This window comes from Corynebacterium urealyticum DSM 7109 (assembly GCF_000069945.1).
GTDB classification, from domain to species: Bacteria; Actinomycetota; Actinomycetes; order Mycobacteriales; family Mycobacteriaceae; genus Corynebacterium; species Corynebacterium urealyticum.
Genome location: NC_010545.1, coordinates 1,156,286 through 1,181,455 on the forward strand (window position 1 = coordinate 1,156,286; position 25,170 = coordinate 1,181,455).

Genomic DNA, 25,170 nt, shown 5'->3' on the forward strand with positions numbered 1-25,170 from the left:
CAAAAGCACCTTAGGATTCACCTTCGTGCTTTGCTTTCTTAAGCAAGTAACGCCCTTAAAAGGGGTGTTCCAGCCAGCAGCCCCACGCTGATTGGCTAAAATGCAAGACATTCCACAAGATTTTCAAAAAACGATTACGTACGGAGGAATCCCGTGGCACTTCCCCAGCTGACCCCGGAGCAGCGTGCAGAGGCCCTGAAGAAGGCTGCCGAGGCACGTAAGGCACGCGCCGAACTTCGCGAGAAGCTCAAGCGCGGCGGCACCGATCTGCAGCAGGTCCTGAAGGACGCCGAGACCGACCCGATCCTGGGCAAGATGAAGGTCTCCGCTCTGCTGGTCTCCCTGCCGAAGGTCGGCAAGATCAAGGCCGAGGAAATCATGAACCAGCTCGAGATCGCCCCGACCCGCCGTCTGCGTGGCCTGGGCGACCGTCAGCGTCGCGCTCTGCTGGAGCACTTCGGCTTCGACCCAGAGGCCTAAGCCATGACGCAGGAATCGGGCCGCGGTCGCGTGGTCGTCCTCGCCGGGCCGTCCGCCGTTGGCAAGTCCACGGTGGTCTCGAAGCTTCGCGAGTCGGTTCCGAACCTCTTCTTCAGCGTCTCGATGACCACGCGCGACCCTCGCCCCGGCGAGGTACACGGTCGTGACTACCTCTACGTGACGCGAGACGAGTTCCAGTCCAACATCGACAGCGACCTCATGCTCGAATGGGCTGAGATCCACGGTGGACTGCAGCTCTCCGGAACGCCCCGCAAGCCGGTGGAACACGCCATGGCTGCCCAGCATCCCGTCCTCATTGAGGTGGACCTCGAGGGGGCGCGAAACGTGAAGAAGATTCTGCCGGAGGCACACACCGTCTTCCTCGCCCCGCCTTCCTGGGAGGTGCTGGTGGACCGACTGACCGGCCGCGGCACCGAGTCCGACGAGGTGATCCAGCGTCGCCTGGAGACCGCCCGCGGGGAACTGGCCGCTAAGGGTGAATTCGACCACGTCATCGTTAACTCGGATGTGGACGAAGCCGTCGCAGGAATCCGCGACATCCTGGTGCCGAAGGCCTAGGGGACCTCGCCTCCGAGACAAACGGCCCCACGGCGCCTGCTTCCGCACCCCGCGACCCACCGACGTGGGCGTGGGGTTAGGCGCTTTAGGGCGATTAAGATATAGTTTCCCCAAAGCCGTCGTGGGGTTAAAGACGCGGCTTAATGAAGTAATCGAAAGAATAGGTGCATTTCGTGGAAAATCAGGACGTCAACTCAAACGAGACGGTTTTCGATCCGCCAGTCGGCATCACCAACCCGCCGATCGACGAGCTCCTGACCAAGGTGTCCTCGAAGTATGCCCTCGCGATCTTCGCAGCTAAGCGCGCGCGCCAGATTAACGACTACTTCCAGAGCATCGACGAAGGTGTGCTGGAGTTCGTTGGCCCGCTGGTGACCCCGGAGATGCACGAGAAGCCACTGTCCATCGCCCTGCGCGAGATTAACGCGGATCTCTTGGAGCACACCGAGGGCTAAGAGGCTATCCTGTCACGTGTGACTGATAACGCTTCGAAGAATAATACGAGCAAGCCGCTCCGCATCCTGGTGGGTGTTGGGGGCGGCATTGCTGCGTTTAAGGCGGCCCACCTCGTGCGCTATTTCACGGAACGGGGACACAATGTCCACGTCGTTCCCACCGAATCCGCCCTGAACTTCGTGGGCGCTGCCACCTGGGAAGCCCTATCCGGTAATCCGGTCAGCACGACCGTCTGGGACGACGTCTCCGGGGTGCAGCATGTCCGTCTCGGGCAGGAGGCTGACCTCATTGTCGTCGCCCCGGCCACGGCTGACCTTATGGCGCGGCTGCGTATGGGGCGCGCGGATGACTTGCTCACCGCGAGCTGCCTCGTCGCAACCTGCCCGGTTGTTATCGCCCCGGCGATGCACACCGAGATGTGGGAGAACCCGGCGACCCAGGACAACGTGGCCACGCTACGTAGCCGGGGTATAACGGTGCTGGAGCCGGCCCACGGTCGCCTCACCGGTAAGGATAGCGGACCTGGTCGACTGCCTGAGCCCGACCACATCGGAGCCCTGGCACTGGCAGCCCACGCCCAGCCGGGAATCTTCCACCAGGACTTGGTCGGCACCCGCGTGGTGGTCACCGCCGGCGGCACGCACGAGGAGCTCGATCCGGTGCGCTTTTTGGGCAACGCCTCCTCTGGCCGCCAGGGGTACGCCCTGGCTGACGTCGCAGCACAGCGCGGCGCCGACGTTCACCTGATCGCGGGGCACACCGAGGACCTGCCGACGCCTTCTGGTGCGCGGGTGACCCGAATCAGCAGTGCCTTGGAGTTGAAGGACGCGACTGAGCAGGCTGCCCGGGAGGCGGATGTCGTCATCATGGCGGCGGCAGTGGCGGACTACCGCCCTGCGCAACAAGCCGACTCGAAGCTGAAGAAGGGCGGCGAGGACCAGCTGGAGGTCATCGAGCTGGTAGAAAACCCCGACATCCTGGCAGGTCTTGTCGAACTGCGACGGGCAGGGGAGCTGCCAGAGGGGCTGCGCATCGTTGGCTTCGCCGCCGAGACCGGTGACTCGGAATCCACGCCTCTCGAACATGCTCAGCGGAAGTTTCTCCGCAAGGGCTGCGACCTGCTGATGGCGAACGCGGTAGGCAGGGGTAAGGTCTTCGGTCAGGAAGACTCCGCGGGGTGGCTGATCACCAACCCGTTCGGCTCCGACAATCCGGAGGCGCTGGAGGTTCGCGAAGTACCGGCCGGGCATAAGCTTGAGGTAGCCGGAGCGATTCTCAACGCGCTGCCGAACACCTAACGTGCAAATCTAGACCGCTTGGTCTATTATTATTGGATTAGTTCACCGTCCAGGTCGTCGCCCGCCGCCTGCCATCGACGGGCCGAACCAAGAATACGAACGATAGAAGCGAGATAACTAGTGTCTAAGCGCCTATTCACCAGCGAATCCGTGACCGAGGGGCACCCGGATAAGATCTGTGACGCGATCTCCGATACGATCCTCGACGCCATGCTCACCGAGGACCCGCAGGCTCGCGTCGCCGTGGAGACCGTGGTGACCACCGGCCTCGTCCACGTCGTCGGCGAGGTACGCACCTCTGGCTACGTTGAAATCCCGCAGCTGGTGCGCGACACCCTCAAGGAGATCGGTTTCACCTCCTCCGACATGGGATTCGATGGCACCACCTGTGGTGTCTCTGTCTCTATCGGTGCGCAGTCGCCAGAGATTGGGGCCGGCGTGGACACATCTCACGAGGTCCGCGGTTCCTCCTCGACCGACGAGGACGACCGTCAAGGCGCAGGCGACCAGGGTCTGATGTTCGGCTACGCGACTAACGAGACCCCTGAGTACATGCCGCTGCCGATCTCCGTTGCCCACCGCCTCTCCCGTCGCCTGACGGAGGTCCGGAAGGAAGAGATCGTCACCGGCTTGCGCCCAGATGGCAAGACCCAGGTCACCTTCGAGTACGACGATGCTGGCACCCCGGTGCGCCTGGACACCGTCGTCATTTCCACGCAGCACGACCCGGAGCGCACCCAGGACGAGCTGCGGGAGCTCCTGTCCGAGCACGTGGTTGGTCACGTGCTGGCTGACGAGAGCCTCAAGCCCTTCGTAACGGAGGACTTGAACCTTTTGGTTAACCCCTCGGGTTCCTTCATCTTGGGCGGTCCAGCGGGCGATGCCGGCTTGACCGGTCGCAAGATCATCGTCGACACCTACGGCGGCATGGCTCGTCACGGCGGCGGCGCTTTCTCCGGCAAGGACCCGTCGAAGGTGGATCGTTCTGCCGCCTATGCGACGCGTTGGGTGGCGAAGAACATCGTGGCTGCAGGTCTGGCCGATCGCGCCGAGGTTCAGGTGGCCTACGCGATCGGTGTGGCCCGCCCCGTCGGCCTTTATGTGGAAACCTTTGGCACAGAGAAGGCGCCGGTGGAGGACATCCAGCGCGCCGTCGCCGAGGTCTTCGATCTGCGTCCGGCGTCGATCCTGCGCGAGCTGGATCTGCTCCGCCCGATCTACGCTCAGACCGCCGCTTATGGCCACTTCGGCCGCAATGATCTTGACCTGCCATGGGAGCGCCTCGATAAGGTCGAGGAGCTCAAGAAGGCGGTTGGAGGCAACTAACGGCGGCTCTCAGGGCGCGTGTTCGGGCGCCCACCGGGGGTGTCTTCGCCGTCGGCTAGCCTGTAGCTCATGAATACGACCGCACAGCCAGCCACAGCCATCCCCGGTGATGGTAAGCCGCTCGCTGCCCGTGCGGGACGCGGGCCTCGCCGGATCGCCCGGGTGCTGCCACTGGTTGGAGTGCCGCACCTCGACCGTCTCTTCGACTACGAGGTCCCGGCCGAGATGGACGACGACGCCCAAGCCGGCGTACGGGTGCGTATTCGGTTTAATGGACGCCTCGTGGACGGCTTCATCATCGAGCGACGTACGAGCAGCGACCACTCCGGAAAGCTGCGTCCGTTGGAGCGGGTTATTAGCCCGATTCGGTTGCTGCCGGAGCACATGTGGCGCCTCGTTAATCAGCTCGCCGAACGCGCTGCTGGTACCCGGGCGGATGTTCTGCGGGCCGCGATCCCGCCCCGCCACGCGAGCGCCGAGAAAGCCGGGCTGTTCGCGGCAGGCAAGGCGTGGGAGGACCTTTACTCTCCATTGGAGCCCGTAGCCGAGCTGCGGGCCCAGGCCCGGAGTGATGCCGAGGCCGCGCTTTCTAAGTATCACTTCGGGCCGCGCTTCCTGGCGGCCCTCCTGGATGAGGACGCCACACCGCGGATGTCCTTGCTCACCGCCCCCGGGGACGACGACGCCCGCTTGGCCGCTGTCCTTGCCGCTGCCACCGCATGGGCCGGGAAAACGGCGCTGGTGATCGCCCCAAATCAACGGCTCGTGGACCGGGTTAGCGAGGCCCTGGCCGCCTGGACGTCATCCGAACAGGTGCTCCAGATGACAGCCGCGGAGTCCTCGCACGTGCGTTACCGGCGTTTTCTCTCCATCGTGCTCGGCCAGGCGAGGATCGTCGTCGGTACCCGCAATGCGGTCTTTGCGCCACTCAAAGACCTCGGCCTGGTGATCGTATTGGGAGAGGGGGACGATATGCTTGTCGACCCCCGAGCTCCCTACCTCCACGCCAGGGAGGTCGCGAAGACGCGCAGCCAAAGTGAATCCGCCGCACTGGCAATCATCGGTCACCACCGCACCGCCGAGGTTCAGCAGTGGGTCGCGGCAGGAGCGTTGGCTTCCATTCGTCCTACGCCCGAAACTCTGCGCGCCCAGCTGCCCTGGATCCGTGGACTCGGTGACACCGAACGCCAACTCGAGGCAGAAAGCCACGCCCCGGGAAGCCGGCTTCCGGCCCTGGCTTTCGCCACGATCCGCGAGACATTGGATGCGGACCGCACCGTGCTGGTCCAGGTGCCGCGCCGCGGCTACGCCCCTGCGCTGGCCTGTGCACGCTGCCGCACACCGGCCCGTTGCCGGAACTGCAATGGCCCGCTCGAGCTGCCACAGGCGAAGGAACAATCAGCTCCCACGTGCCGGTGGTGCGGACATCTGCACCCGACTTTTACTTGCACCAACTGCGGTAATCACGCATTACGCATGAGCGTGGTGGGCCACGACCGCACTGCAGAGGAGCTGGGCCGCGCATTCCCCGGCGTACCGGTGACGACCTCGGGCGGAGAACAAGTAAAAACTTTCGTCCCGCCCGGGCGCCGCATCGTCGTCGCCACCCCAGGGGCCGAGCCGATCCTCCGTGCCCCCGATGCGCCACCCGAGCAGCCCAATGGGCACTATGGGGCGGCGATCATCTTGGACCCCTGGGCGCCGCTGACCCGCGCGGATCTGCGGGCAGAGGAGAACGCCTTGCGTCAGTGGATGGGTGCTGCCGCACTCGTCTCACCCCGCGAGGACGGAGGCCGGGTCATCGTGGCCGGGGACTACCGGCTTGGCGTGATCCAACAACTCATCCGCTGGAACCCGGATGCTTCAGCCGCCGCAGAGTTGGCCAGCAGGGCTGAGGCACAGTTCCCGCCGGTAGTGGTGGTGGCGGTCGTGGATGGCATCCCCGCCAGCCTGGCCGAGTTAGAGGAGGCCTGGGAGCTGCCGGAATCAGCGGAACTTTTGGGTCCCGTCGAACTTCCAGCCGGAGTCAGGCTTCCCGCGGGGCTGTCTAGCGGCCATGCGGATGAGGCCCGCCGACTCATCATTCGCGTGCCGCACGCTGATGCGCTTTCCTTGGGCAGTGCCCTGAAAAGTGCCGTTGCTGTGCGCTCCTCCCAGCGGCACTCCGCACCCCTACGCGTGGTCATGGACCCGGTACGTATCGGATAGAGTATCCCCATGGCTGTTCTGTCCCTGCGCTACTTCGGCGACCCCGTCCTCCGCACTCCTGCTGCCGAGGTCGAGGCCGATTTTTCTTCCGACGCTGCCCTCGCCACCCTTGTGGCGGACATGTTGGAAACCATGGACCATCACGGTGGAGTCGGCCTGGCCGCGAACCAGGTCGGAGTCACCAAACGCGTCTTCGTCTACGACTGCGAGTCCGACCGTGGGCACGTCATCAACCCCACCTGGGAATCGGTCGGCGAGGAGACACAAACGGGCCCGGAAGGCTGCCTGTCCATCCCCGGGATCCGCGGCGAGGTCCAGCGTGCGGAGACTGTGCGACTGCGTGGACAGACACTGGATGGCGAGCTGGTCGACATGGAGGTCTCAGGTCTACTGGCTCGCTGTGTACAGCACGAAACCGATCACCTGGACGGTGTGCTTTTCCTGAAGCACCTCTCGCCGGAGGACCGCAAGCAAGCCATGGCAGACATTCGACGCTCGGAGTGGTTTTAGATGAAGATTCTTTTTGCTGGCACACCCAAGCCCGCCGCTATCGTTCTGGAGCACCTGCTCACTGATCCGCGGCTGGAGGTCCTCGGGGTCATCACACAACCCGACGCTCGACGCGGGCGAGGCCGGAGCCTGCATCCCAGCCCCGTCGCGGAGGTCGCCGAGGGCGCTGGACTGAAAGTGCACAAGTGGCATTCCCTCGGGGCCAGCTCCGAGGACGCAGCGGCTGTCCGCGAGACCCTGGCTGCCTATCGCGAGGCGGGCGCCACAGCGGTGGCCGTGGTGGCCTACGGCAACCTGATCCCGGCCGACCTGCTCGACGCTGTTGAGCACGGCTGGGTGAACTTGCACTACTCCCTGCTTCCACGCTGGCGCGGTGCCGCTCCCGTACAGGCAGCCATCGCCGCGGGCGACCAGGAGACCGGTGCGACAATCTTCCGCATCGAGCAGGGCTTGGACACCGGTCCGATGCTGTCGAAGAAGGCTTATGAGATTGGAATCCGCGAGACCGCCGAGGAAGTGCTCATCGAGCTCACTAATTCCGGCAAGTCGCTGCTGGCCGACACCCTGGTGGAGCTCGGCGAAGGTAGCGCCACCCCGCAGCCGCAGCCAGAGGAGGGGGCGACGCATGCCCCGAAGCTTCACCCTGCTGACGCGCGCATCGATTTCTCTGCACCCGCGAAGGTGATTCAGCGCCGCGCCCGTGCCCACACCCCAGCACCGGGTGCGTGGTGCACGCTGGATGGCCAGCGCTATAAGTTTGGGCTGATGCTACCGGTAGCCGAAGGGGAGGAGTTCCCGGAGCTGGCTCCCGGCCAGCTGTGGGCAGATAAGACGCGAGTGCTCGTCGGCACCGGCGATACTCCGCTCCTGGTGGAGACGATCCAGCCGCCGGGCAAGAAGATGATGCGGGCCGCCGATTGGGCCCGAGGTCAGCAGGAATTGCTGGCTCAGTCCCCACGCTTTGATATCGAGGAAGACACGGCTAAATGAGTTCTTTTCGTTCGAGGTCCGAGTCCGCGCGTAGCGGCAAGGCACGCCCCAACACGGCCTCCCGCGGCACCGGACGTGCTAAGCAACGCGAATCGGGGCGGGCTCGGGGCTATCAGCAGCGTCGCCCGGAACACCGCCAGGAAAAGAGCCGACGGGCCGGGACCGGGGATAAGGCCCGCGACGCCGCATTTGCCGTGCTTCGGCAAGTCACCGAGGAGGACGCCTACGGCAACCTCGCCCTGCCCGCCGTCTTGCGAGAGCGCGGGATCAGTGGCAGGGATGCGAACTTCGCCACCGAGCTGACCTACGGCACGCTGCGGGCAACCGGGCTGCTCGACGCGATCATCGCCAAGGCTGCGGGACGGCCCGTGGCGAAGATTGATTCGGTAGCGCTCGACGCGCTGCGCATCGGTGCCTATCAACTGCTCCGCACCCGGGTCGAGCCTCACGCCGCGGTGGACACCTCGGTAGAGCTGGTCAAGGCCAACGGCGGCGGCAAGGCTAGCGGTTTCGTCAACGGCGTATTGCGCACGATTTCTCGCAGCACACCCGAACAATGGCTGGACCGGGTGGCTCCCGGTTCGGACTTGGCCAACATGGCGCTGCGCTACGCTCACCCCGAGTGGATCGCCGCCGCCTTCAACCAGTCGCTCGGCGGGAGCTCGGAGAAGCCCGCAGCTGATCTGGCCGAGGCGTTGGAAGCCGATGACGCCCGCCCCACGGTGCACCTAGCCGCCCGACCAGGGCAGATCTCCGCCGAGGAGCTCGCGCTCATCACCGGGGGCGAGCAGGGCCGCTGGTCTGATTACGCGGTCTACCTGGATTCGGGTGCACCGGGCGAGCTCGAGGCGATCACCCAGGGCCTGGCGAGCGTCCAGGACGAGGGGTCCCAGTTAATTTCCTTGGCTCTGGTTCAAGCACCGCTGGGGCGGGAGGACCGCGGCCGTTGGCTCGACCTGTGCGCAGGACCGGGCGGCAAGACTGCCTTCATCGGCTCGTGGGCGCAGGCAGAGCAGGCCACGGTGGACGCCACTGAGATCTCCGCCCACCGCGCTGAGCTCGTCGCGAAATCCACCAAGGAGCTGCCAGTGCGGGTTCGTACCGGCGACGGGCGGAACCTCGCGGGGGTTCGCGACCTCGAACTTCCTGAGGAGGGTTTCGACCGTGTCCTCGTCGACGCCCCGTGCACCGGTCTGGGTGCGCTGCGTCGACGCCCGGAGGCTCGCTGGCGCAAGCAGGAGACGGACGTCACCGAGCTGGTTCCCCTTCAGCGAGAGTTGCTGCGCTCGGCGTGGGAGGCCACCGCACCGGGCGGGGTGGTCATCTACTCGACCTGCTCACCGCACCCGCTGGAGACCACGCAGCTGGTGGATTCCTTCTGCCGCGACACTGGGGCCGAGCCCATCGATCTGGGCGCCGAGGTGCCGGCGCTGGCCGCCGCAGCAGCTGCCGGGGGAGCGGTCGGACCCTATATCCAGCTGTGGCCGCACCGCCACGGCACCGACGCGATGTTTATCGCGGGCATCAGAAAAGCCTAAGTAGAGTGAGTGTTATGAGCACAGCCAACGGACAGCAGACCATCATCGCCCCCTCCATCCTCGCCGCGGATTTCTCCGCCCTGGGCGCGGAGGTGGGCGCCATTTCGGACGCCGAGTGGGTGCACATCGACGTGATGGACGGCCACTTCGTCCCCAACCTCTCCTTCGGAGCCCCGGTCGCCAAGTCCCTGATTGGGAAGACCGAGCAGTTCCTCGACGTCCACCTCATGATCGAGGACCCGCAGCGCTGGGTGAAGGAGTACACCGACTTCGACAACGTCACCTTCCACGTGGAGGCTGCCGGCGGAGTCGAGGAATCCGTGGCTCTGGCTCGCGCCTTGCGTGCTGCCGGGACCAAGGCCGGTGTGTCCGTCAAGCCAAATACCCCGGTGGAGCCACTGCTGGAGCACTTAGCGGAGTTTGACCTCGTGTTGGTGATGAGCGTGGAGCCGGGCTTCGGCGGGCAGAAGTTCATGCCCGAGGTGCTGGACAAGGTTCGCGCTTTGCGGGAACGCATCGACGCCGAGGGCTTGGAGACCCTCATCGAAATCGACGGCGGCATCGGGCCGGAGACCGCGGTTCAGGCCGCTGCGGCCGGGGTTGACGTCTACGTCGCGGGTTCCTCGGTCTTCGGCAAGGAGGACCGCAACCAGGCAATCGGCGAGATCCGCGCGGCCGCGGAGGCCAACGCTGGTGCCTAACAGCCCCCAGCACGGGTATCAGACAGCAATGCAGGGGACGAGCCCGTCGCGTACCGAGATTCCAGCGGACCTCCCAGCAGAGTTTGTGCTCGCCGACGAGATGGGCTGGCAGGCTGCGGGCAGCACGCGGCCGAACCCGCCGGTGGGCTGCGTGATCGTGGACTCGGCCGGCACGATTCTTGGCCGGGGCGCTACCGAACCGGCAGGCGGTAGGCATGCCGAGGTGGTTGCGCTGCAGGCCGCCGGCGCGCGCGCAGCTGGCGCCACCGCATACGCCACCCTCGAGCCTTGCAACCACACCGGACGTACTGGACCGTGCGCGGAAGCCCTCATCGCTGCCGGAGTCGCGGAAGTGCACTATCTTTTCGCGGACCCGGGCAAGGCCGAGGGTGGGGGAGGCGAGCGCCTGCGAGCTGCAGGTGTGACCGTGAGTGGCCCCTACCTTGAGCCCTTCCACCTGGGGGAGCACCGGTTTAGCGTCGAGCCCTGGCTACGCGCCGCGTACCTGGGCCGACCACACGTGACGCTGAAATTCGCTAGCACCCTCAACGGCATGGCTGCTGCCACAGACCGCACGAGCCAGTGGATCACCGGCCCGACTGCCCGCGCGGACGTTCACGCAGACCGGCAGTACCGGGAAGCGATCCTGGTGGGCACCGGAACCGTCCTGGCCGACGACCCGCAGCTCACCGCCCGCCCCGGCGGGGTGGAAGGCCCCAGACAGCCACTGCGGTTCGCAGTAGGGCAGCGGGAGATCCCCTCCAGCGCCCGCCTCCTCCAGCCCGGCGCGCACGCTCTAGCAGGCCAGCATCTTCCCACCCGGGACCTCGAGGCGGCGCTAACGACGCTGCGCCGGCAAGGCATCTCGGATGTGCTGGTGGAGGGCGGACCCGAACTTGCGGGAAGCTTCCTTGCTCACGGCCTGGTCGACGAGATCCGGGCTTATCTGGCCCCCGCTTGGCTGCCGCGCGGTCTGCCCGCACTGGGGGACGGCGGCATCGGCAGTACGTCGATCACGGATCTGCAGCGCTTCGCCACGCGCAGCGTGCAGCGCATCGGCGAGGACATCCTCTGGCTGGCGCAACGCCAGACCGGGGATTGACCCGTGCGTAAGCGCAAGAAGATATATCATCATTGGTAGTTTTGGCCCCGACGTCAGAGAGGATGGCTGTGTTTACCGGAATCATCGAAGAGATCGGTCACGTCGAGAAGATCGAGAGTCTTCCCGACGCCGCGCGCATCCGCGTCGCCGCATCGCGAGTGGTCTCCGATGCCGACCTGGGAGACTCCATCTCCGTCAATGGCGTCTGCCTGACCGTCACCGACTTCGACGACACCGGCTTCACCGCTGACGTCATGAAGGTCACCCTCGATTACACTTCGCTGGGCACACTCTCCGAGGGGGCGTCCGTCAACCTGGAGCGCGCGATGTCCGCCCGGGGGCGCTTCGGCGGACATGTCGTCCAGGGACACGTCGACGGCACCGCTACCTTGCAGGACCGCGTGCCCTCTGAGCATTGGGAGGTCTTCCGCTTCCAGCTTGACGATCCGGAACTTGCCACCTACCTGGTGAAAAAGGGATCGATTGCAATCAACGGCACCTCCCTGACCATCGCGGAACTAGCCGATGGACTCTTCGAGGTCAGCCTCATCCCTGCCACTTTGGAGGCCACGATGCTGGGCGAACTCCAGCCGGGGGATAAGGTCAATATCGAATGCGACGTGCTTGCGAAATACGTCCGCGCCATGCTCGACCGCTGACCCGCCGCAACAGAACCACAAAGAAGAATTCGACAAGCCTAAAGCCACCCGCCCCGACCGGGCGAGGGTGGCATCGTTGGAAAGAAGCTATGACCGCTGAACGAGACTCGCTAGTCCTGGATTCCGTCGAATCCGCCATCGCCGATATTGCCGCTGGCAAAGCGGTGGTCGTCGTCGATGATGAGGACCGCGAAAACGAAGGCGACCTGATCTTCGCTGCGGATCTGGCAACCCCAGAGCTCGTGGCCTTCATGGTGCGCTACACCTCTGGTTACATCTGCGTTGCCATGGAGGATGAGCGCGCCGACGCGCTCAACCTGCCGCCGATGGTCGCCCGCAACGAGGATGCCCGCTCGACCGCCTACACCGTCACCGTGGATGCGGCCACGGGTTCCACCGGTATTTCCGCCCGCAGCCGCTGCGAAACCATCACCCGCCTGGCCGACGAGAGCTTTGGCCCCGAGGCCTTCACCCGGCCGGGCCACATCGTCCCCCTGCGCGCCCGCCGCGGTGGCGTGCTCGCCCGCGATGGCCACACTGAATCCTCCGTAGACCTGTCCCGACTGGCCGGCCAGGCACCCGTCGGCGTTCTCTGTGAAATCGTCTCCGAGGACGACCCCACTGACATGGCCCGTGGCCCGGAGCTGCGCCGCTTCGCCGACGAGCACGGACTACGCATGGTCTCCATCGAGCAACTCATCGAGTACCGCCGCGCCACCGAGCAGACCGTGGAGCGCAGCACCGAGGCCCGGCTGCCAACGACCCGCGGCGAGTTCCGCGCGGTGGGCTACACCAGCCTCATCGACGGCACCGAGCACGTCGCGCTCGTCCACGGGGACGTCACCGGCCAGAAGGACGTACCGGTCCGCGTGCACTCCGAGTGCCTCACCGGCGACGTCTTCGGCTCCCTGCGTTGCGACTGCGGCGAACAGCTCCATGCCGCCATGGAGGCTGTCCAGGACGAGGGCCACGGCGTCGTCATTTACCTGCGCAACCAGGAAGGCCGCGGGATCGGGCTGGTTCCGAAGCTGCGCGCCTACGTCCTCCAGGACGAGGGCCTGGACACCGTGGAAGCGAACACCGCCCTGGGCCTGCCAGCCGACGCCCGCGAGTACAGCGCGGCCGCATCGATCATCAAGGAACTCGGGATCGAAAGCGTCCACCTGATCTCCAATAATCCGGCGAAGAAGCAGAGCCTCGAGAACTTCGGGGTGTCCGTCACCGGCCGCATCCCAGTGCAGCCGCCGGCTACCAAGGACAACGCTCGCTACCTGCAAACCAAGCGGGACAAGATGGGCCACCAGCTCGACAACCTCAACGTTGCACCGGCAACCGACGCTGACGCGAAGGAGAACTAACATGCCAGCAGAAGGTATCCCGCAGATCAACCTGGACCCCGGTGCAGCCGAAGGGCTGCGCGTCGCCGTCATCAGTGCCCAGTGGAACGCCGAGATCACCGATAAGCTCCACGCCGAGGCTATCGGCGCGGCCCGCGAGCTCGGCGCCAGCGTCGAAGACTGGCGGGTGGCAGGCGCACTGGAGCTGCCGGTCGTCGTGGCCGCGGCCTGCAAGAACTTCGACGCCGTGATCGCCACCGGCTGCGTCATCGAAGGCGAGACCGAGCACTTCCGTGTGGTCTGCGATGCCGTTACCTACGGACTGACCCGCGTTAGCCTGGATACGGGCGTGCCGATCGGCAACGGTGTGCTCACCGTGGCCAACCACCAGCAGGCCGTCGACCGCGCTGGCGGGCCGGAGGCCAAGGAAAACAAGGGCGCGGACTCGGCAACCGCGGCAATCCACGCCGCATTGGTTCTCCGTCAGATCGCGGCGGTAGGGTAGTAGCCGATACATTGTGGCAGTACGAGCGAGGAGAGCGGTCGAGTTTCACAGATGAGTAATCCAGTGTCGCAGGCAGCATCGGCCGAGGGGCAGTGGCTCTTTGAGGCCCGTTCGCCCTTCCTGAAGCGGATCGCGATCATCGGCGTCGTCGTCATCATGATCATCCACATTTTCATGGCCTTCATCGTGGGGATCGGCGACACCGGCGTGACGCTGACCTCGGCGGACCAGTGGTCCTTCATCGGTATCGGCCTGCTGTTCTCCGGTGTGTGCCTGTTCCTGCTGCGCCCCCGTGTTCGCATTGATGAGCGCGGGGTCGAGGTGCGCAACATCGCCAACGCCCAGTTCTACCCCTGGCAGATCATCCACGGCCTTTCCTTCCCGGCCAAGGCGAAGATGGCGCGGCTGGAGCTCCCGGATTTCGAGTTCGTGCCGATGATGGCGCTGAACATCTACGACAAGGAGACCATCGCCGCGAACGTCGAGCGGTTCCGCCTGCTTGAGGACCGCTACATGCCGGAGGACTAGCCGGTGGCGGAACGCACCCCGAACACCGTCGACTATCGGCCCGCCCCCGGCACCATCCCCACACAGCCGGGGGTCTACACTTTCCGCGATAAGCACGACCGCGTCATCTACGTAGGCAAGGCCAAAAACCTCCGTGCCCGTCTGTCCAATTATTTCCAAGACTTCAGTCAGCTCCATCCACGCACCCGCACCATGGTGCAGACCGCCAACCGGGTGCAGTGGACCGTCGTGGGCAGCGAATTTGAGGCCCTCAACCTCGAGTACACGTGGATTAAGCGCTTCAACCCGCGCTTCAACGTCATGTACCGGGACGATAAGACGTACCCGATGCTGGCCATCAGCGTGAAGGATCGCTTCCCGCGCGCTTATCTCTACCGTGGGCCGCGTCGCAAGGGCGTGCGCTACTTCGGGCCCTATCCGAAAGCTTGGGCGATCCGAGAGACCTTGGAATCCCTGACCCGGGTCTTTCCCATTCGCACCTGTGCGCCTGGAGTATTTCGCCGCCACGAAGCCCTTGGCAGGCCCTGCCTCCTCGGCTATATCGACCGTTGTTCCGCCCCCTGTGTCGGCAAAGTAACCGAGGCCGAGCACCGGAGCCTCGTCGACCAATTCAGTAGCTTTTTGGCAGGCAACACCGAGCCCGTGCTGCGCCGGGTGCGTGGCGAGATGGAGGAGGCCGCCGAGAACCTGGACTTCGAGCGTGCCGCGAGCCTGCGTGATCAACTGCAGGCCATGGAGAAGGCAATGGAGAAGCAGGCGGTCGTGTTCTCCGACGCCACGGATGCCGATGTCCTCGCCATCGAGCAAGACGAGCTGGAAGCGGCGATCCAGATCTTTCACGTCCGCGGCGGTCGTATCCACGGCCAGCGCGGCTGGGTGGTGGAGCATTCGGACGAGTCCCGCGCGGAGATGATCGGACAGTTCATCACCCAGTTCTACGGCGGGGAGGCCGAGCTGGTCGCCGCGACGGAGACGGCGGTTGGTGGCGCCGCAAGCTCGCATGTGGATGTCGGCCTGGCCACCGCCATTAACCCGGCCTCGGCCGCGGAGCTCGGCGGTTTGGTGGGGGATGTGCAGGTCTCTCCCGTTCCCCGCGAGGTGCTCGTGCCCGAGCTGCCCGCCGGCAACGCACGTCTCGGCGCGTGGCTCAGCGAATTGCGCGGCTCCAAGGTCACCATCCGGGTCCCGCAGCGTGGCGATAAGAAGGCCCTGTTGAGCAACGCGCACACTAATGCCACTCAGGCGCTGGCACAACATAAGCTGAAGCGCTCCGGGGACATCACCGCTCGCTCCGCGGCCCTTCGAGACCTGCAGGAGGCCCTCTGGATGGACGAGTCACCCCTGCGCATTGAGTGCACGGATATCTCGCACATCCAGGGCACGGACGTCGTCGCAAGCCTCGTCGTTTTCGAAGACGGCCTGCCGAAGAAGGCGGATTACCGCCGCTATAAGATCCGGGATGCCGCGGGCGACGGACATTCCGACGACGTCGCCTCCATCGCCGAGGTCGTCCGTCGTCGTTTCTTGCGGCACAAGGAGGACATCACCGCCGTCCCGACTGGTGATGACGCCGGCGACCGACTCGAAGGAGAAGAGGAACTGGAGCAGGCCAAGACTGAGGAGCCGAAGCGCGCCTTCGCCTACCCACCGCAGCTTTTCATCGTGGACGGTGGCCCGCCACAGGTCAACGCCGCGCAAAAGGTACTAGACGAATTGGGGGTCAACGACGTCACCCTCGTGGGCATCGCTAAGCGACTGGAGGAATTGTGGCTGCCCGAGGACCCGTACCCGGTGATCATTCCGCGCGATTCCGACGCCCTCTATCTCGTGCAGCACATCCGCGATGAGGCGCACCGCTTCGCGATCAATTTCCACCGTCAGCAGCGCAGCAAGCGGATGCGCGCTTCCGTCTTGGATGAGGTGCCGGGGCTGGGGCCGAAACGCCGCCAGGAGCTGGTGAAACACTTCGGATCCGTGGCGAAGGTACGTGCCGCCACTGTCGAGGAGATCGCCGAGGTACCTGGTTTTGGCCCCGCGCTGGCTAAGAAGGTGCATGAGGCGGTGCAGGCCCGCCCCACTAAGCCAGCGGGGTAGCTACTATGGGCAGCATGACCTCGTCGAAGAAGGGACCCTCGTTAATCCTCGTTACAGGCATGTCCGGTGCCGGTCGTCGCACCGCCGCAGCCGTGCTTGAGGAGATGGGCTGGTACGTCACGGATAACCTCCCACCGGAGCTGATCGTGCGGATGGTGGAGCTCAGCTTTGACGCGGAATCCCCGGTGGAGAAGCTGGCGATTGTCACGGACGTGCGCTCTCGATCCTTCGCCGGCAGTCTCACGGGGGTTCTGGACAAGCTGGTCGACTCCGGGCGCAAGCCCACCGTGCTCTTCCTTGAAGCTTCGGATGAGTCGCTGATCTCCCGCTTCGACGAGGTGCGTCGCTCTCACCCGCTGCAGGACGGCGACTCCTTGCAGAATGGCATTGACCGCGAGCGGGAGATGCTTAGTGGGATCAAACAGGAGGCCGACATCGTGGTCGACACCTCCAGCACGAGCATCCACGACCTGCGCCGCATCCTCGAGATGAAGTTCTCCGACGCGGGTGGCGACAGTACCCGGGTGGTTCTGCAGTCCTTCGGTTTTTAAGCACGGGGCTCCCAGGGACGTGGATATCCTCATGGACGTTCGCTTCTTGCCGAATCCCTACTGGGTTTCTGAGCTCCGGGGACTGCGGGGAATAGATAAGCCGGTGTCCGATTACGTATTGAGCCAGCAGGACGCCCCGGGTTTCCTAGACTCCTTCGAGTCGATGCTGATGGCCATGCTGCCGGGTTTCCACCGAGAGGGGAAGGGCTTCCTAAGCATCGGGGTCGGCTGCACCGGTGGTCACCACCGTTCCGTCGCGGTGACCGAGGAGGTCTCCGCCAGGTTGCGGGAGCGGGGAGTGGAGGTTCGTACCAGACACCGCGATCTGGAACGCGGCTGATGGCCGACGACGCACTGAACATTTCCTTCATCCCTTCGTTCCCCGTCGTGTGGGGAGCGCACACTGCTCATTGGGAAGTTGCATCTCATGTCTCATAACGATCGCCCCGAGGTCGGTAGCCCGACCACTCCACCCGCTGCGGAGGCGGGTGATAAGCCCCTCCAGCGTCTCGTATCGCTCGGCGGTGGCCACGGTCTTTTCGCCACCCTGCGCGCAGGCCGAACCATCGCGGATCACGTCACCGCCGTCGTGACCGTCGCTGACGACGGCGGTTCCTCGGGACGTATGCGCCGAGAACTGGATTGCCTGCCCCCGGGGGATCTGCGCATGGCGCTGGCAGCATTGACCCAGGACAGCGATGAGGGACGCTTCTGGGAGGAGGTCATTCAGCATCGCTTCGGCGGGCAGGGCGCGCTCAACGGGCACGCGGTAGGAAACTTCCTCATCACCGGGATCTCCCAGGTCTTGGGCGACGACATCGCCGCCCTGGATACCCTCGCGAAAATGCTGGGGGTCCGCGGCCGAGTGCTGCCGATGAGTACCGAGCCTCTGGACTTGGAGGCGGATGTGTTGGGGTTGGCGAAGGACCCCCGAGAAAGCGTGCAGGTGCGTGGCCAGGTGGCCGTGGCCACGACGATCGGCGAGGTGCGCCGGGTGCGTGTTCACCCAGCCAACCCGCCTGCCGCCGCACCGGCCGTGGCCGCGATTAAGGACGCCGACCTCATCACCCTCGGCCCCGGGTCGTGGTTCTCCTCGGTGATCCCGCACTTGCTGGTGCCGGGGATCGTTGAGGCCCTCAACGAATCGGAGGCCCCGACCGTGGTGGTTCTGAACCTGGTGGCAGAAGCCGGGGAGACAGCCGGTTTCTCCCAGGAGCATCATGTGCACATGCTGCACCAGCACGCCCGGGACCTGAACGTGGACTACATGCTCATCGACCAGTCCACCATGCCTGGCGGGACGTTGGGCACCCACATCGAACGCGCGGCGGCGTCCATGGGCGCCGAGCTGATCTGCGCGGACGTTCGAGAGGACGATAACCGGGGGCGCTGGACCGACCGCCACAAGCCCAAGAAACTGGCTGCCGCCCTAGCAGATATCGCCGCGAAGCATCGCGCAGGGTAGCACCGCCGGAACGCATGAAGCACCCGGTTCTAAGACAATGAGTAGAGGAAAGAGGTAAGCAAGCCGTGGCTCTCACCGCCGATGTGAAGGACGAGATCGCCCGCGTCAGCGTCGTTCGCGCCGAGGACATGAACGCCGAAGTGGCCGCACTGCTGCGCTATAGCGGTGCGCTGCATCTGGTCGCCGGCCAGATCGTGGTGGAGTCCGAGGTGGACAGTTCCGCGACGGCGCGGCGCTTGATGGAATTCGTCGAGCAGCTCTACCACCACGAGGCCCAGCTACAGATCATCGGCGCGGGCAACCTGCGCAAGAGCGCGCGCTACATCGTCAAGTGGATCAAGGGCGGCACGGAGATCGCCCGCCGTACCGGCCTGATCGACCGTGCGGGTCGCCCTGTGCAGGGGCTGCCGCGGACCATCATCGGCGGCCCAAAGTCCGCGTGTGTGGCAGCCTGGCGTGGTGCGTTCCTGGCGCGCGGCACCCTCACCGAACCCGGGCGCAGCTGTGCGCTCGAGGTCGCAACCCCCAGCAATGAGGCGGCACTCGCCCTCGTGGGCGCGGGGCGTCGGATCGGGGTGACCGCGAAAACCCGCGAAACCCGTGGCGTCCACCGCGTGGTGGTCAAGGACGCCGAATCGATCAGCGCGCTGCTAACCCTCATGGGAGCGCAGGCCACCCGTCTGGTCTGGGAGGAGCGCCGCATGCGCCGGGAGGTTCGTGCCACAGCCAACCGCCTGGCCAACTTCGACGATGCGAACCTACGCCGCTCTGCCCGCGCCGCGGTCGCCGCTGCGGCCAGGGCAGACCGGGCGCTGGAAATCCTCGGCGAGGACGTTCCCACCCACCTCGCGGAAGCAGGCCAGCTGCGCGTCAAGCACCGGCAGGCCTCCCTGGAGGAGCTTGGTCAGCTGGCGTCACCACCGATGACGAAGGACGCGGTAGCCGGCCGCATCCGCCGCCTGCTTTCGATGGCGGATAAGCGAGCCGAGGAGCTGGACATCCCGGACACCCACGCCGCGGTGACCGAGGATCTCTTCCAGGACGTCGAATAATCCCTAAGATCGGGAACTGGAAGCCTCAAAAACCCATCAACCACGACCAATAACCTTGCCGCAGGCGGCTAGAGATACCCGCAGGCACCGGACCCGCGGGGTCGAAGAAGCGAAAGGACAGTGGCAATAACCATGCCAACGAGTAACCAGAAGAAGATCAACATCGGCATCAACGGCTTCGGCCGTGTGGGGCGCAGCTTCTTCCGCGCGGTGCGCGAGATGCACCCCCACCTCAACATCGTCGCGATCAACGACCTGACCGACAACGCCACCCTGGCCAACCTGCTGAAGTACGACTCCGTCATGGGGCGCCTCGGCGAGCCGGTGCTGCATTCTGAGCACTCGCTGCGCATCGGTGAGGAGACGATCCGCACCTTTGCGGAGCCAGACCCGGCGTCCATTCCGTGGTCCGAGGCTGGCGTGGACATTGTCGTCGAGTGCACCGGCCAGTTCACGAAGAACGAGAAGGCTCACGGCCACCTCGAGACCGGCGTGAAGAAGGTTCTGCTCTCGGCACCAGGCAAGGAGGTCGACGCCACCCTCGTCATGGGCGTCAACCACGAGGACTACGACCCGGAGAAGCACACCGTCGTCTCCAACGCTTCCTGCACCACGAACTGCCTCGCACCGCTGGCCAAGGTCATGAACGACGCCTTCGGCATCGAGCGTGGCCTGATGACCACCGTGCACGCCTACACCGGTGACCAGCGCATCCACGACGCCCCGCACAAGGACCTGCGCCGTGCTCGCGCCGCCACCCAGAACATCGTCCCGACCTCCACCGGTGCTGCCCGCGCCGTCGGACTGGTGCTGCCGGAGCTGGAAGGCAAGCTGGATGGCTATGCCGTGCGCGTGCCGGTCATCAACGGATCCCTGGTTGACCTCACCTTCGAGGCCAGCAAGCCGGTGACCGTCGAGGCCGTCAACAACGCCCTGCGCAATGCTGCGGAGGGGCCGCTGGCGGGCATCGCACTGTACTCCAACGGGGAGCCCTACGTCTCCACCGACATCATCGGTGACCCGCACTCCACGATCTTCGATTCGGAGCTGACGAAGGTTATCGGCTCTCAGGTCAAGGTTGTCTCCTGGTACGACAACGAGTGGGGATACTCCTGCCGACTCGCGGACCTGGCTGACTATATCGGCGCCCGCCTCTAGGTAGAATCGCAGCGGTTACTTATCGCGCACGCCCGGTGGCTTCCGGCCGCTGAGCGTGGGTGCGAGCAGAAAACTTTCCCTCAAGCTTCTTTCAAAGGATGTCGAGTTTCATGGCAGTAAAGACCCTCAAGGACCTTCTGGCCGAAGGCGTGGAAGGCCGCCACGTGCTGGTTCGTTCGGACCTGAATGTTCCGCTGGCTGACGGGGAGATCACCGACCCGGGCCGTATCGACGCGTCCATCCCGACGCTGCGGGCCCTGTTGGACGAGGGGGCTCGCGTCATCGTCGCCGCCCACCTGGGCCGTCCCAAGGGCGAGGTCGACCCGGAGCTGTCCCTGGCACCAGTCGCCGAGGCGCTCGCCGAGCGTCTGGACCAGTGGGTGCCGCTGGCTGGCGACGTGACGGGGGAGGACGCCCACGAGCGCGCCAATGGCCTGGACGACGGCGACATCCTGCTGCTGGAGAACGTCCGCTTCGACCCCCGCGAGACCTCTAAGGACGCCAGCGAGCGCGCGGAGTTCGCCGCGGAGCTGGCCGAGCTCACCGCCGATAACGGCGCCTTCGTCTCCGATGGCTTCGGCGTGGTTCATCGCGAGCAGGCCAGTGTCTACGACGTGGCCAAGAAGCTGCCGAGCTACGCCGGTGGCCTGGTCTCCGCGGAGCTCGAGGTTCTTGAGAAGGTCTCGGGCGCCCCGGAGGCGCCGTACGCGGTCGTGCTGGGAGGCTCCAAGGTCTCCGACAAGCTGGGCGTGATCGAGGCGCTGGCACCGAAGGTCGACCGTCTCATCATCGGCGGTGGCATGTGCTTTACCTTCCTGGCCGCCCAGGGCCACGACGTCGGCGGCTCCCTGCTGCAGGAAGACATGATCGACACCTGCAAAGACCTGCTGGAGCGCTACGGCGACGTCATCGTCCTGCCGACGGACGTCGTCGCAGCAGAAAACTTCTCCAAGGACGCCGAGCACAAGGCCGTGGGCCTGTCCGAGATCCCGTCAGGCTGGATGGGCCTGGATATCGGCCCGGAGTCCGCGGACGCGTTCGCTGCGGTGCTCGGCGAGGCGAAGACCGTCTTCTGGAATGGCCCGATGGGTGTCTTCGAGTTCCCGGCGTTCGCCGCCGGAACCAAGGCGGTGGCTGAGGCCATCATCAAGGCCACCGACGCCGGCGCCTTCTCCGTGGTCGGTGGCGGAGATTCCGCTGCCGCTGTGCGCACCCTGGGGCTGGATGAGAAGGGCTTCAGCCACATTTCCACCGGCGGTGGCGCCTCCCTGGAGTTCCTGGAGGGCAAGACCCTGCCGGGCGTCGAGGTACTGGGTTAGTCCGAGATACCGGGTTAGTCCGAGGTGCCGGGCCGCAACCCGCCGTTTTTCCCGCACCCGAGGCACGGGGCGGGGAAGTCACAGAAAGGATTCTTGAGTGGCAGCTCACAGCGCCGTCAAGCGCAAGCCCCTGATCGCGGGCAATTGGAAGATGAACCTCAACCACCTTGAGGCGATCCAGGTGGTGCAGAAGTTTTCCTTCGCTCTGCCGAAGGAGTACTACGAGCGAGTCGACGTCGCGATTCTGCCACCGTTCACCGACATCCGCTCCGTGCAGACGATCGTCGAGGGTGACAAGCTGCAGATCAGCTATGGCGCCCAGGACGTCTCTGCCCACGACTCCGGTGCGTACACCGGTGAGGTCTCCGGTGCGATGCTCGCGAAGCTGGGTTGCAGCTTCGCGGTTGTCGGTCACTCTGAGCGCCGTCAGTACCACGGTGAGGACGATGCGACGGTCGCTGCGAAGGCGCGTGCCGCGCTCAAGCATAGTCTGACCCCGATCGTCTGCGTCGGCGAGCCGCTGGAGGTTCGTGAGGCGGGCGAGCACGTGGGCTACGTCGTCGACCAGCTCCAGGCGTCGCTTTCCGGCCTCGGTGGGGAGGAGCTCTCCAAGATCGTGCTCGCCTACGAGCCCGTCTGGGCCATCGGCACCGGCAAGGTCGCCTCCGCCGCGGATGCGCAGGAGGTCTGCGCCGCGGTCCGCGAGGCGCTCGCTGAGCTGGGAGGGGAGGACGTCGCCGCTGGCGTCCGTGTCCTGTACGGCGGCTCCGTTAAGCGGGAGTCCATCGGCGAGCTGATGGCCCAGCCGGACATCGACGGCGGCCTGGTCGGCGGCGCGAGCCTCGACGGCGCGGAATTCGCCCGCCTCGTCGCGGCATCCGTCAGCTAGGCGTTAGGCAACTTTCCTGCCTGGCGGGCGGCGCGCCGAATTGCCCGTCGCCCGCCTAGCTGGGTAGATTTGTTCTGTTAGTTAGATTCTTCAGCGAGAAGTTTTTAAAGGTTAAGGCTTTGATCCTCACTCTCCAGATTCTCCTTGTCATCACCAGCCTGCTGCTGGGGCTGTCCGTGCTGCTGCACAAGGGCAAGGGTGGCGGCCTGTCCAGCCTCTTCGGCGGCGGTATGCAGACCAACCTCTCCGGCTCCACGGTCGCCGAGAAGAACCTGGACCGGCTCACCGTCGGCACCGGTGTGGTGTGGCTGCTGTGCATCATCGCGCTGAACCTGGCGCTGCACTACGGCTAATCTGTCCTCGCAACCAGCAAGCAACGAGCGCCGCTGCATAGCGCTAGCGACGCTCGGGTAGTTTTAAGCCCCGCTCGGCGGTACTGCCGAGCGGGGCTTCGTGCTAACTCTATCTAGTTTTTTGCTGCCTTAATCAGCCGTGTCATAGGCAGTGCCATTGGCGAGCCACGGGGAGGCGGCCTCATCGACCCACAGTACGGTGCGCTCCACGCCGGCCACGATCGCGCCCGGCCACTGCGCCCCGTTGCCGCCGCCCGCTACCTGCTGGGCGGCCTCGGCCTTCTCGGCCCCAGCGACTAGGAGCCACACCTGGGCCGCCCGGTTCACCGCGTTGATCGTGAGGCTGACCCGCTCCGGCGGGGGCTTGGGGCAGTCACGCACTGCCACCACGTCACCGGTGGCCTCCAGCAGCTCAGGGGTGTGGGGGAATAGGGAGTTGATGTGTCCCTCTGGCCCCATCCCAAGCAGGTGGATATCGAAGCCTTCCGGGGCCAGGCGGGCCAGCTTCTCCTCGTAGTCTCGTGCCGCTTCATCCAGCTCCGCCCCATCATGCGGAGCGGCACCGGTGGGGGCGAGGTAGCTGACGATGTTTTCTGCCGGAATCGCGACATGGTTCAGCAGCGCGTCGCGCGCCTGCTTCTCGTTGCGTTCCGGGTCATCCGCTGGCACGAAACGCTCGTCGCCAAAGAAGACCAGCACCCGGGACCAGTCGATGGCGTCGATAGGGAAGTCCTCCGCAGCGGTCGTGGCGGCGTGGTCCAGCACCGCGAGCTCGCGGAGCGTCTGGATACCGGCACCCCCGCCGGTGAGAACGACGCGTGCAACCCCATCGCCGTGGACGCCGGACTGTTCGCGTTGGACCTTCGTGACCGTGCGCACGAGATCCCGTGCCGCAGCAGCAGCCAGGCCTCGTTGGTCAGCATTCTGGATGATGGTGACGCCACCGTCGCTCACGGTGCCGTCGATGGTGCTGTGTTCTGCACGGTTATCTGCGGTCATGCTTTCTCCTTGTGTTCAGCCACAACTGGGTGGGGAAGAAGTGCTTAACGCTGGGACTCGAGGCTCTCCAGGTCCTCGACGATGCGGGTGACCGTCTCGCCGCTGCGGCGGGGGCGATTAACCCGAACCAGTCCACGGAGGGCCCGCCCGAAAGCGTAGTCGGAATCCAGGTGGCGCAGCTCCTCGGCGAGGCAGTCGCCCAGATCGCGGGGAGCCAGGGCCACCAGGGAACGTCGCGTCCCGACGGTGACCTCGGCGGTGTGGGCGTCCTGAGCAGCGACGGTGATGTCCGCGCCCTTCCGCTTCAGGACCGTTTTCTGGACCGGGACGGTCTCGTGTCCAGCGGCGTCGACGGGAGGGACCGGGGCGTCGGAATTGATCCGCTTCACCGGAACCCCCAGCTGGTCGGCGAGCCAACCCGCTGCCAGGTCTACGGCGGCGTCGTCGGCGGGCCCGGTAACCTCAGCGGACTCCACCGGCTCGAAGGGCGGCTGGTCCAGCGTGGATGCCAGCAGCGCCCGCCACAGGGTGATGCGGCTCCACCCGAGGTCGGAATCCCCGCGGGAGTAGGTGGTACGTCGGCGGTAAATGCTGCGGGTGGTGGTCTCCGCGTTGACATCCGTGATGCGGCGATCCGCTAGCACGCCAAGTGGGTCGGCGGCGGGGTTCCGGGGCGCATCTCCCGGCCACCAGACGACGATCGGGGTGTCCGGGAGCAGCAGCGGGCGGACGATGGAGTCCTCGTGCTCGGTCAAGCCACCGTGCAGGCTCAGCACGATGATCTCGGAGGCACCGGCCTTGCCGCCTAGGTGGATCTGCGCGTCCAAACGCGGTTCATCGCTGGGTCCGTCGGCCTCCTGCAGGATGATCACACGGGCGGGGTGCTCGCGGGCGGCGTCGGTGACCGGCACCAGGATTGACTCCAGCGGGGTTGCTGCGGTCGAGCTGACGACCACGGTGAGCACGCGGCCAGACGCGACCTCACCGCGTTCCTCGCGGGCCTTGTTGAGCCGCTGGGTCACCTCACGGGTGCTGGTGTTCGGAAGCGTGATGATCATGCCTGAACTCTTCCT

The 25,170-nt window shown here is 65.5% G+C and carries 24 protein-coding genes and 1 pseudogene; 23 read left to right on the top strand and 2 right to left on the bottom strand.

Translation table 11 applies throughout. The features are described from left to right. The first annotated feature begins 153 nt into the window (after positions 1 to 153). The 23 genes and pseudogenes from mihF (at position 154) to secG (ending at position 23,098) form a co-directional block, all read left to right on the top strand. Positions 154 to 480, top strand: coding sequence for an integration host factor, actinobacterial type (mihF, locus tag CU_RS04900; RefSeq protein ID WP_012360219.1), 327 nt, complete (start codon positions 154 to 156; stop codon positions 478 to 480). Between the two features lie 3 nt (positions 481 to 483). After that, the gene (gene gmk / locus CU_RS04905; RefSeq protein WP_012360220.1) at positions 484 to 1,059 is read left to right on the top strand and encodes a guanylate kinase; all 576 of its coding nucleotides are present in this window, start codon (positions 484 to 486) and stop codon (positions 1,057 to 1,059) included. A gap of 173 nt (positions 1,060 to 1,232) precedes the next feature. Continuing rightward, positions 1,233 to 1,514 carry a DNA-directed RNA polymerase subunit omega gene (gene rpoZ / locus CU_RS04910; protein WP_012360221.1) on the top strand — a complete coding sequence of 94 codons (282 nt, stop codon included), beginning with the start codon at positions 1,233 to 1,235 and terminating at the stop codon, positions 1,512 to 1,514. Between the two features lie 18 nt (positions 1,515 to 1,532). After that, on the top strand, positions 1,533 to 2,813 hold the full coding sequence (gene coaBC / locus CU_RS04915) for a bifunctional phosphopantothenoylcysteine decarboxylase/phosphopantothenate--cysteine ligase CoaBC (RefSeq protein WP_012360222.1): 1,281 nt from the start codon (positions 1,533 to 1,535) through the stop codon (positions 2,811 to 2,813). 120 nt (positions 2,814 to 2,933) lie between these two features. Next, a complete protein-coding gene (gene metK / locus CU_RS04920; protein WP_012360223.1) occupies positions 2,934 to 4,139 on the top strand; it encodes a methionine adenosyltransferase in 1,206 nt (401 codons plus the stop codon). Between the two features lie 69 nt (positions 4,140 to 4,208). After that, on the top strand, positions 4,209 to 6,347 hold the full coding sequence (locus CU_RS04925; RefSeq protein WP_012360224.1) for a primosomal protein N': 2,139 nt from the start codon (positions 4,209 to 4,211) through the stop codon (positions 6,345 to 6,347). Between the two features lie 9 nt (positions 6,348 to 6,356). Beyond that, positions 6,357 to 6,857: a peptide deformylase gene (gene def, locus CU_RS04930; protein ID WP_012360225.1), complete on the top strand. Its 501-nt coding sequence runs from the start codon at positions 6,357 to 6,359 to the stop codon at positions 6,855 to 6,857. Next, positions 6,858 to 7,847, top strand: a complete 990-nt coding sequence (fmt, locus tag CU_RS04935) for a methionyl-tRNA formyltransferase (RefSeq protein ID WP_012360226.1) — start codon at positions 6,858 to 6,860, stop codon at positions 7,845 to 7,847. Continuing rightward, a complete protein-coding gene (locus CU_RS04940) occupies positions 7,844 to 9,385 on the top strand; it encodes an RsmB/NOP family class I SAM-dependent RNA methyltransferase (protein WP_012360227.1) in 1,542 nt (513 codons plus the stop codon). Before fmt ends, CU_RS04940 begins: the two co-directional genes overlap by 4 nt. A gap of 14 nt (positions 9,386 to 9,399) precedes the next feature. Next, on the top strand, positions 9,400 to 10,086 hold the full coding sequence (gene rpe / locus CU_RS04945) for a ribulose-phosphate 3-epimerase (RefSeq protein WP_012360228.1): 687 nt from the start codon (positions 9,400 to 9,402) through the stop codon (positions 10,084 to 10,086). A gap of 28 nt (positions 10,087 to 10,114) precedes the next feature. Beyond that, a complete protein-coding gene (gene ribD / locus CU_RS04950; RefSeq protein ID WP_012360229.1) occupies positions 10,115 to 11,188 on the top strand; it encodes a bifunctional diaminohydroxyphosphoribosylaminopyrimidine deaminase/5-amino-6-(5-phosphoribosylamino)uracil reductase RibD in 1,074 nt (357 codons plus the stop codon). A gap of 62 nt (positions 11,189 to 11,250) precedes the next feature. Next, positions 11,251 to 11,847: a riboflavin synthase gene (locus CU_RS04955; protein WP_012360230.1), complete on the top strand. Its 597-nt coding sequence runs from the start codon at positions 11,251 to 11,253 to the stop codon at positions 11,845 to 11,847. 89 nt (positions 11,848 to 11,936) lie between these two features. Then, the gene (locus CU_RS04960; RefSeq protein WP_173362314.1) at positions 11,937 to 13,205 is read left to right on the top strand and encodes a bifunctional 3,4-dihydroxy-2-butanone-4-phosphate synthase/GTP cyclohydrolase II; all 1,269 of its coding nucleotides are present in this window, start codon (positions 11,937 to 11,939) and stop codon (positions 13,203 to 13,205) included. A 1-nt stretch (position 13,206) separates the two neighbouring features. Further along, on the top strand, positions 13,207 to 13,689 hold the full coding sequence (ribH, locus tag CU_RS04965) for a 6,7-dimethyl-8-ribityllumazine synthase (RefSeq protein WP_012360232.1): 483 nt from the start codon (positions 13,207 to 13,209) through the stop codon (positions 13,687 to 13,689). A gap of 51 nt (positions 13,690 to 13,740) precedes the next feature. After that, entirely contained in the window at positions 13,741 to 14,217 is a 477-nt protein-coding gene (locus tag CU_RS04970; RefSeq protein ID WP_012360233.1) for a PH domain-containing protein, read from the top strand. A gap of 3 nt (positions 14,218 to 14,220) precedes the next feature. Continuing rightward, the gene (gene uvrC, locus CU_RS04975; RefSeq protein ID WP_012360234.1) at positions 14,221 to 16,311 is read left to right on the top strand and encodes an excinuclease ABC subunit UvrC; all 2,091 of its coding nucleotides are present in this window, start codon (positions 14,221 to 14,223) and stop codon (positions 16,309 to 16,311) included. Positions 16,312 to 16,316: 5 nt separating this feature from the next. Next, positions 16,317 to 17,202, top strand: a pseudogene (rapZ, locus tag CU_RS04980) (RNase adapter RapZ). An 87-nt stretch (positions 17,203 to 17,289) separates the two neighbouring features. Next, a complete protein-coding gene (locus CU_RS04985; protein ID WP_012360237.1) occupies positions 17,290 to 18,327 on the top strand; it encodes a gluconeogenesis factor YvcK family protein in 1,038 nt (345 codons plus the stop codon). Positions 18,328 to 18,392: 65 nt separating this feature from the next. Then, on the top strand, positions 18,393 to 19,379 hold the full coding sequence (gene whiA, locus CU_RS04990) for a DNA-binding protein WhiA (protein WP_012360238.1): 987 nt from the start codon (positions 18,393 to 18,395) through the stop codon (positions 19,377 to 19,379). A 132-nt stretch (positions 19,380 to 19,511) separates the two neighbouring features. Further along, positions 19,512 to 20,537 (top strand): type I glyceraldehyde-3-phosphate dehydrogenase, encoded by a 1,026-nt coding sequence (gene gap, locus CU_RS04995; RefSeq protein WP_012360239.1) that lies wholly within the window; start codon positions 19,512 to 19,514, stop codon positions 20,535 to 20,537. Positions 20,538 to 20,647: 110 nt separating this feature from the next. Further along, complete coding sequence (locus CU_RS05000; protein WP_012360240.1) at positions 20,648 to 21,856, top strand: phosphoglycerate kinase; 1,209 nt, start codon at positions 20,648 to 20,650, stop codon at positions 21,854 to 21,856. A gap of 97 nt (positions 21,857 to 21,953) precedes the next feature. Continuing rightward, complete coding sequence (gene tpiA / locus CU_RS05005) at positions 21,954 to 22,745, top strand: triose-phosphate isomerase (protein ID WP_012360241.1); 792 nt, start codon at positions 21,954 to 21,956, stop codon at positions 22,743 to 22,745. A 119-nt stretch (positions 22,746 to 22,864) separates the two neighbouring features. Next, positions 22,865 to 23,098, top strand: coding sequence for a preprotein translocase subunit SecG (secG, locus tag CU_RS05010; protein WP_012360242.1), 234 nt, complete (start codon positions 22,865 to 22,867; stop codon positions 23,096 to 23,098). Positions 23,099 to 23,227: 129 nt separating this feature from the next. Here the strand turns inward: secG and pgl are convergent, their stop codons facing one another. Together pgl and CU_RS05020 are read right to left on the bottom strand one after the other, a co-directional pair. Beyond that, complete coding sequence (gene pgl, locus CU_RS05015) at positions 23,228 to 24,097, bottom strand: 6-phosphogluconolactonase (protein WP_012360243.1); 870 nt, start codon at positions 24,095 to 24,097, stop codon at positions 23,228 to 23,230. A gap of 44 nt (positions 24,098 to 24,141) precedes the next feature. Continuing rightward, positions 24,142 to 25,155, bottom strand: coding sequence for a glucose-6-phosphate dehydrogenase assembly protein OpcA (locus tag CU_RS05020; protein ID WP_012360244.1), 1,014 nt, complete (start codon positions 25,153 to 25,155; stop codon positions 24,142 to 24,144). Positions 25,156 to 25,170 lie beyond the last annotated feature (15 nt).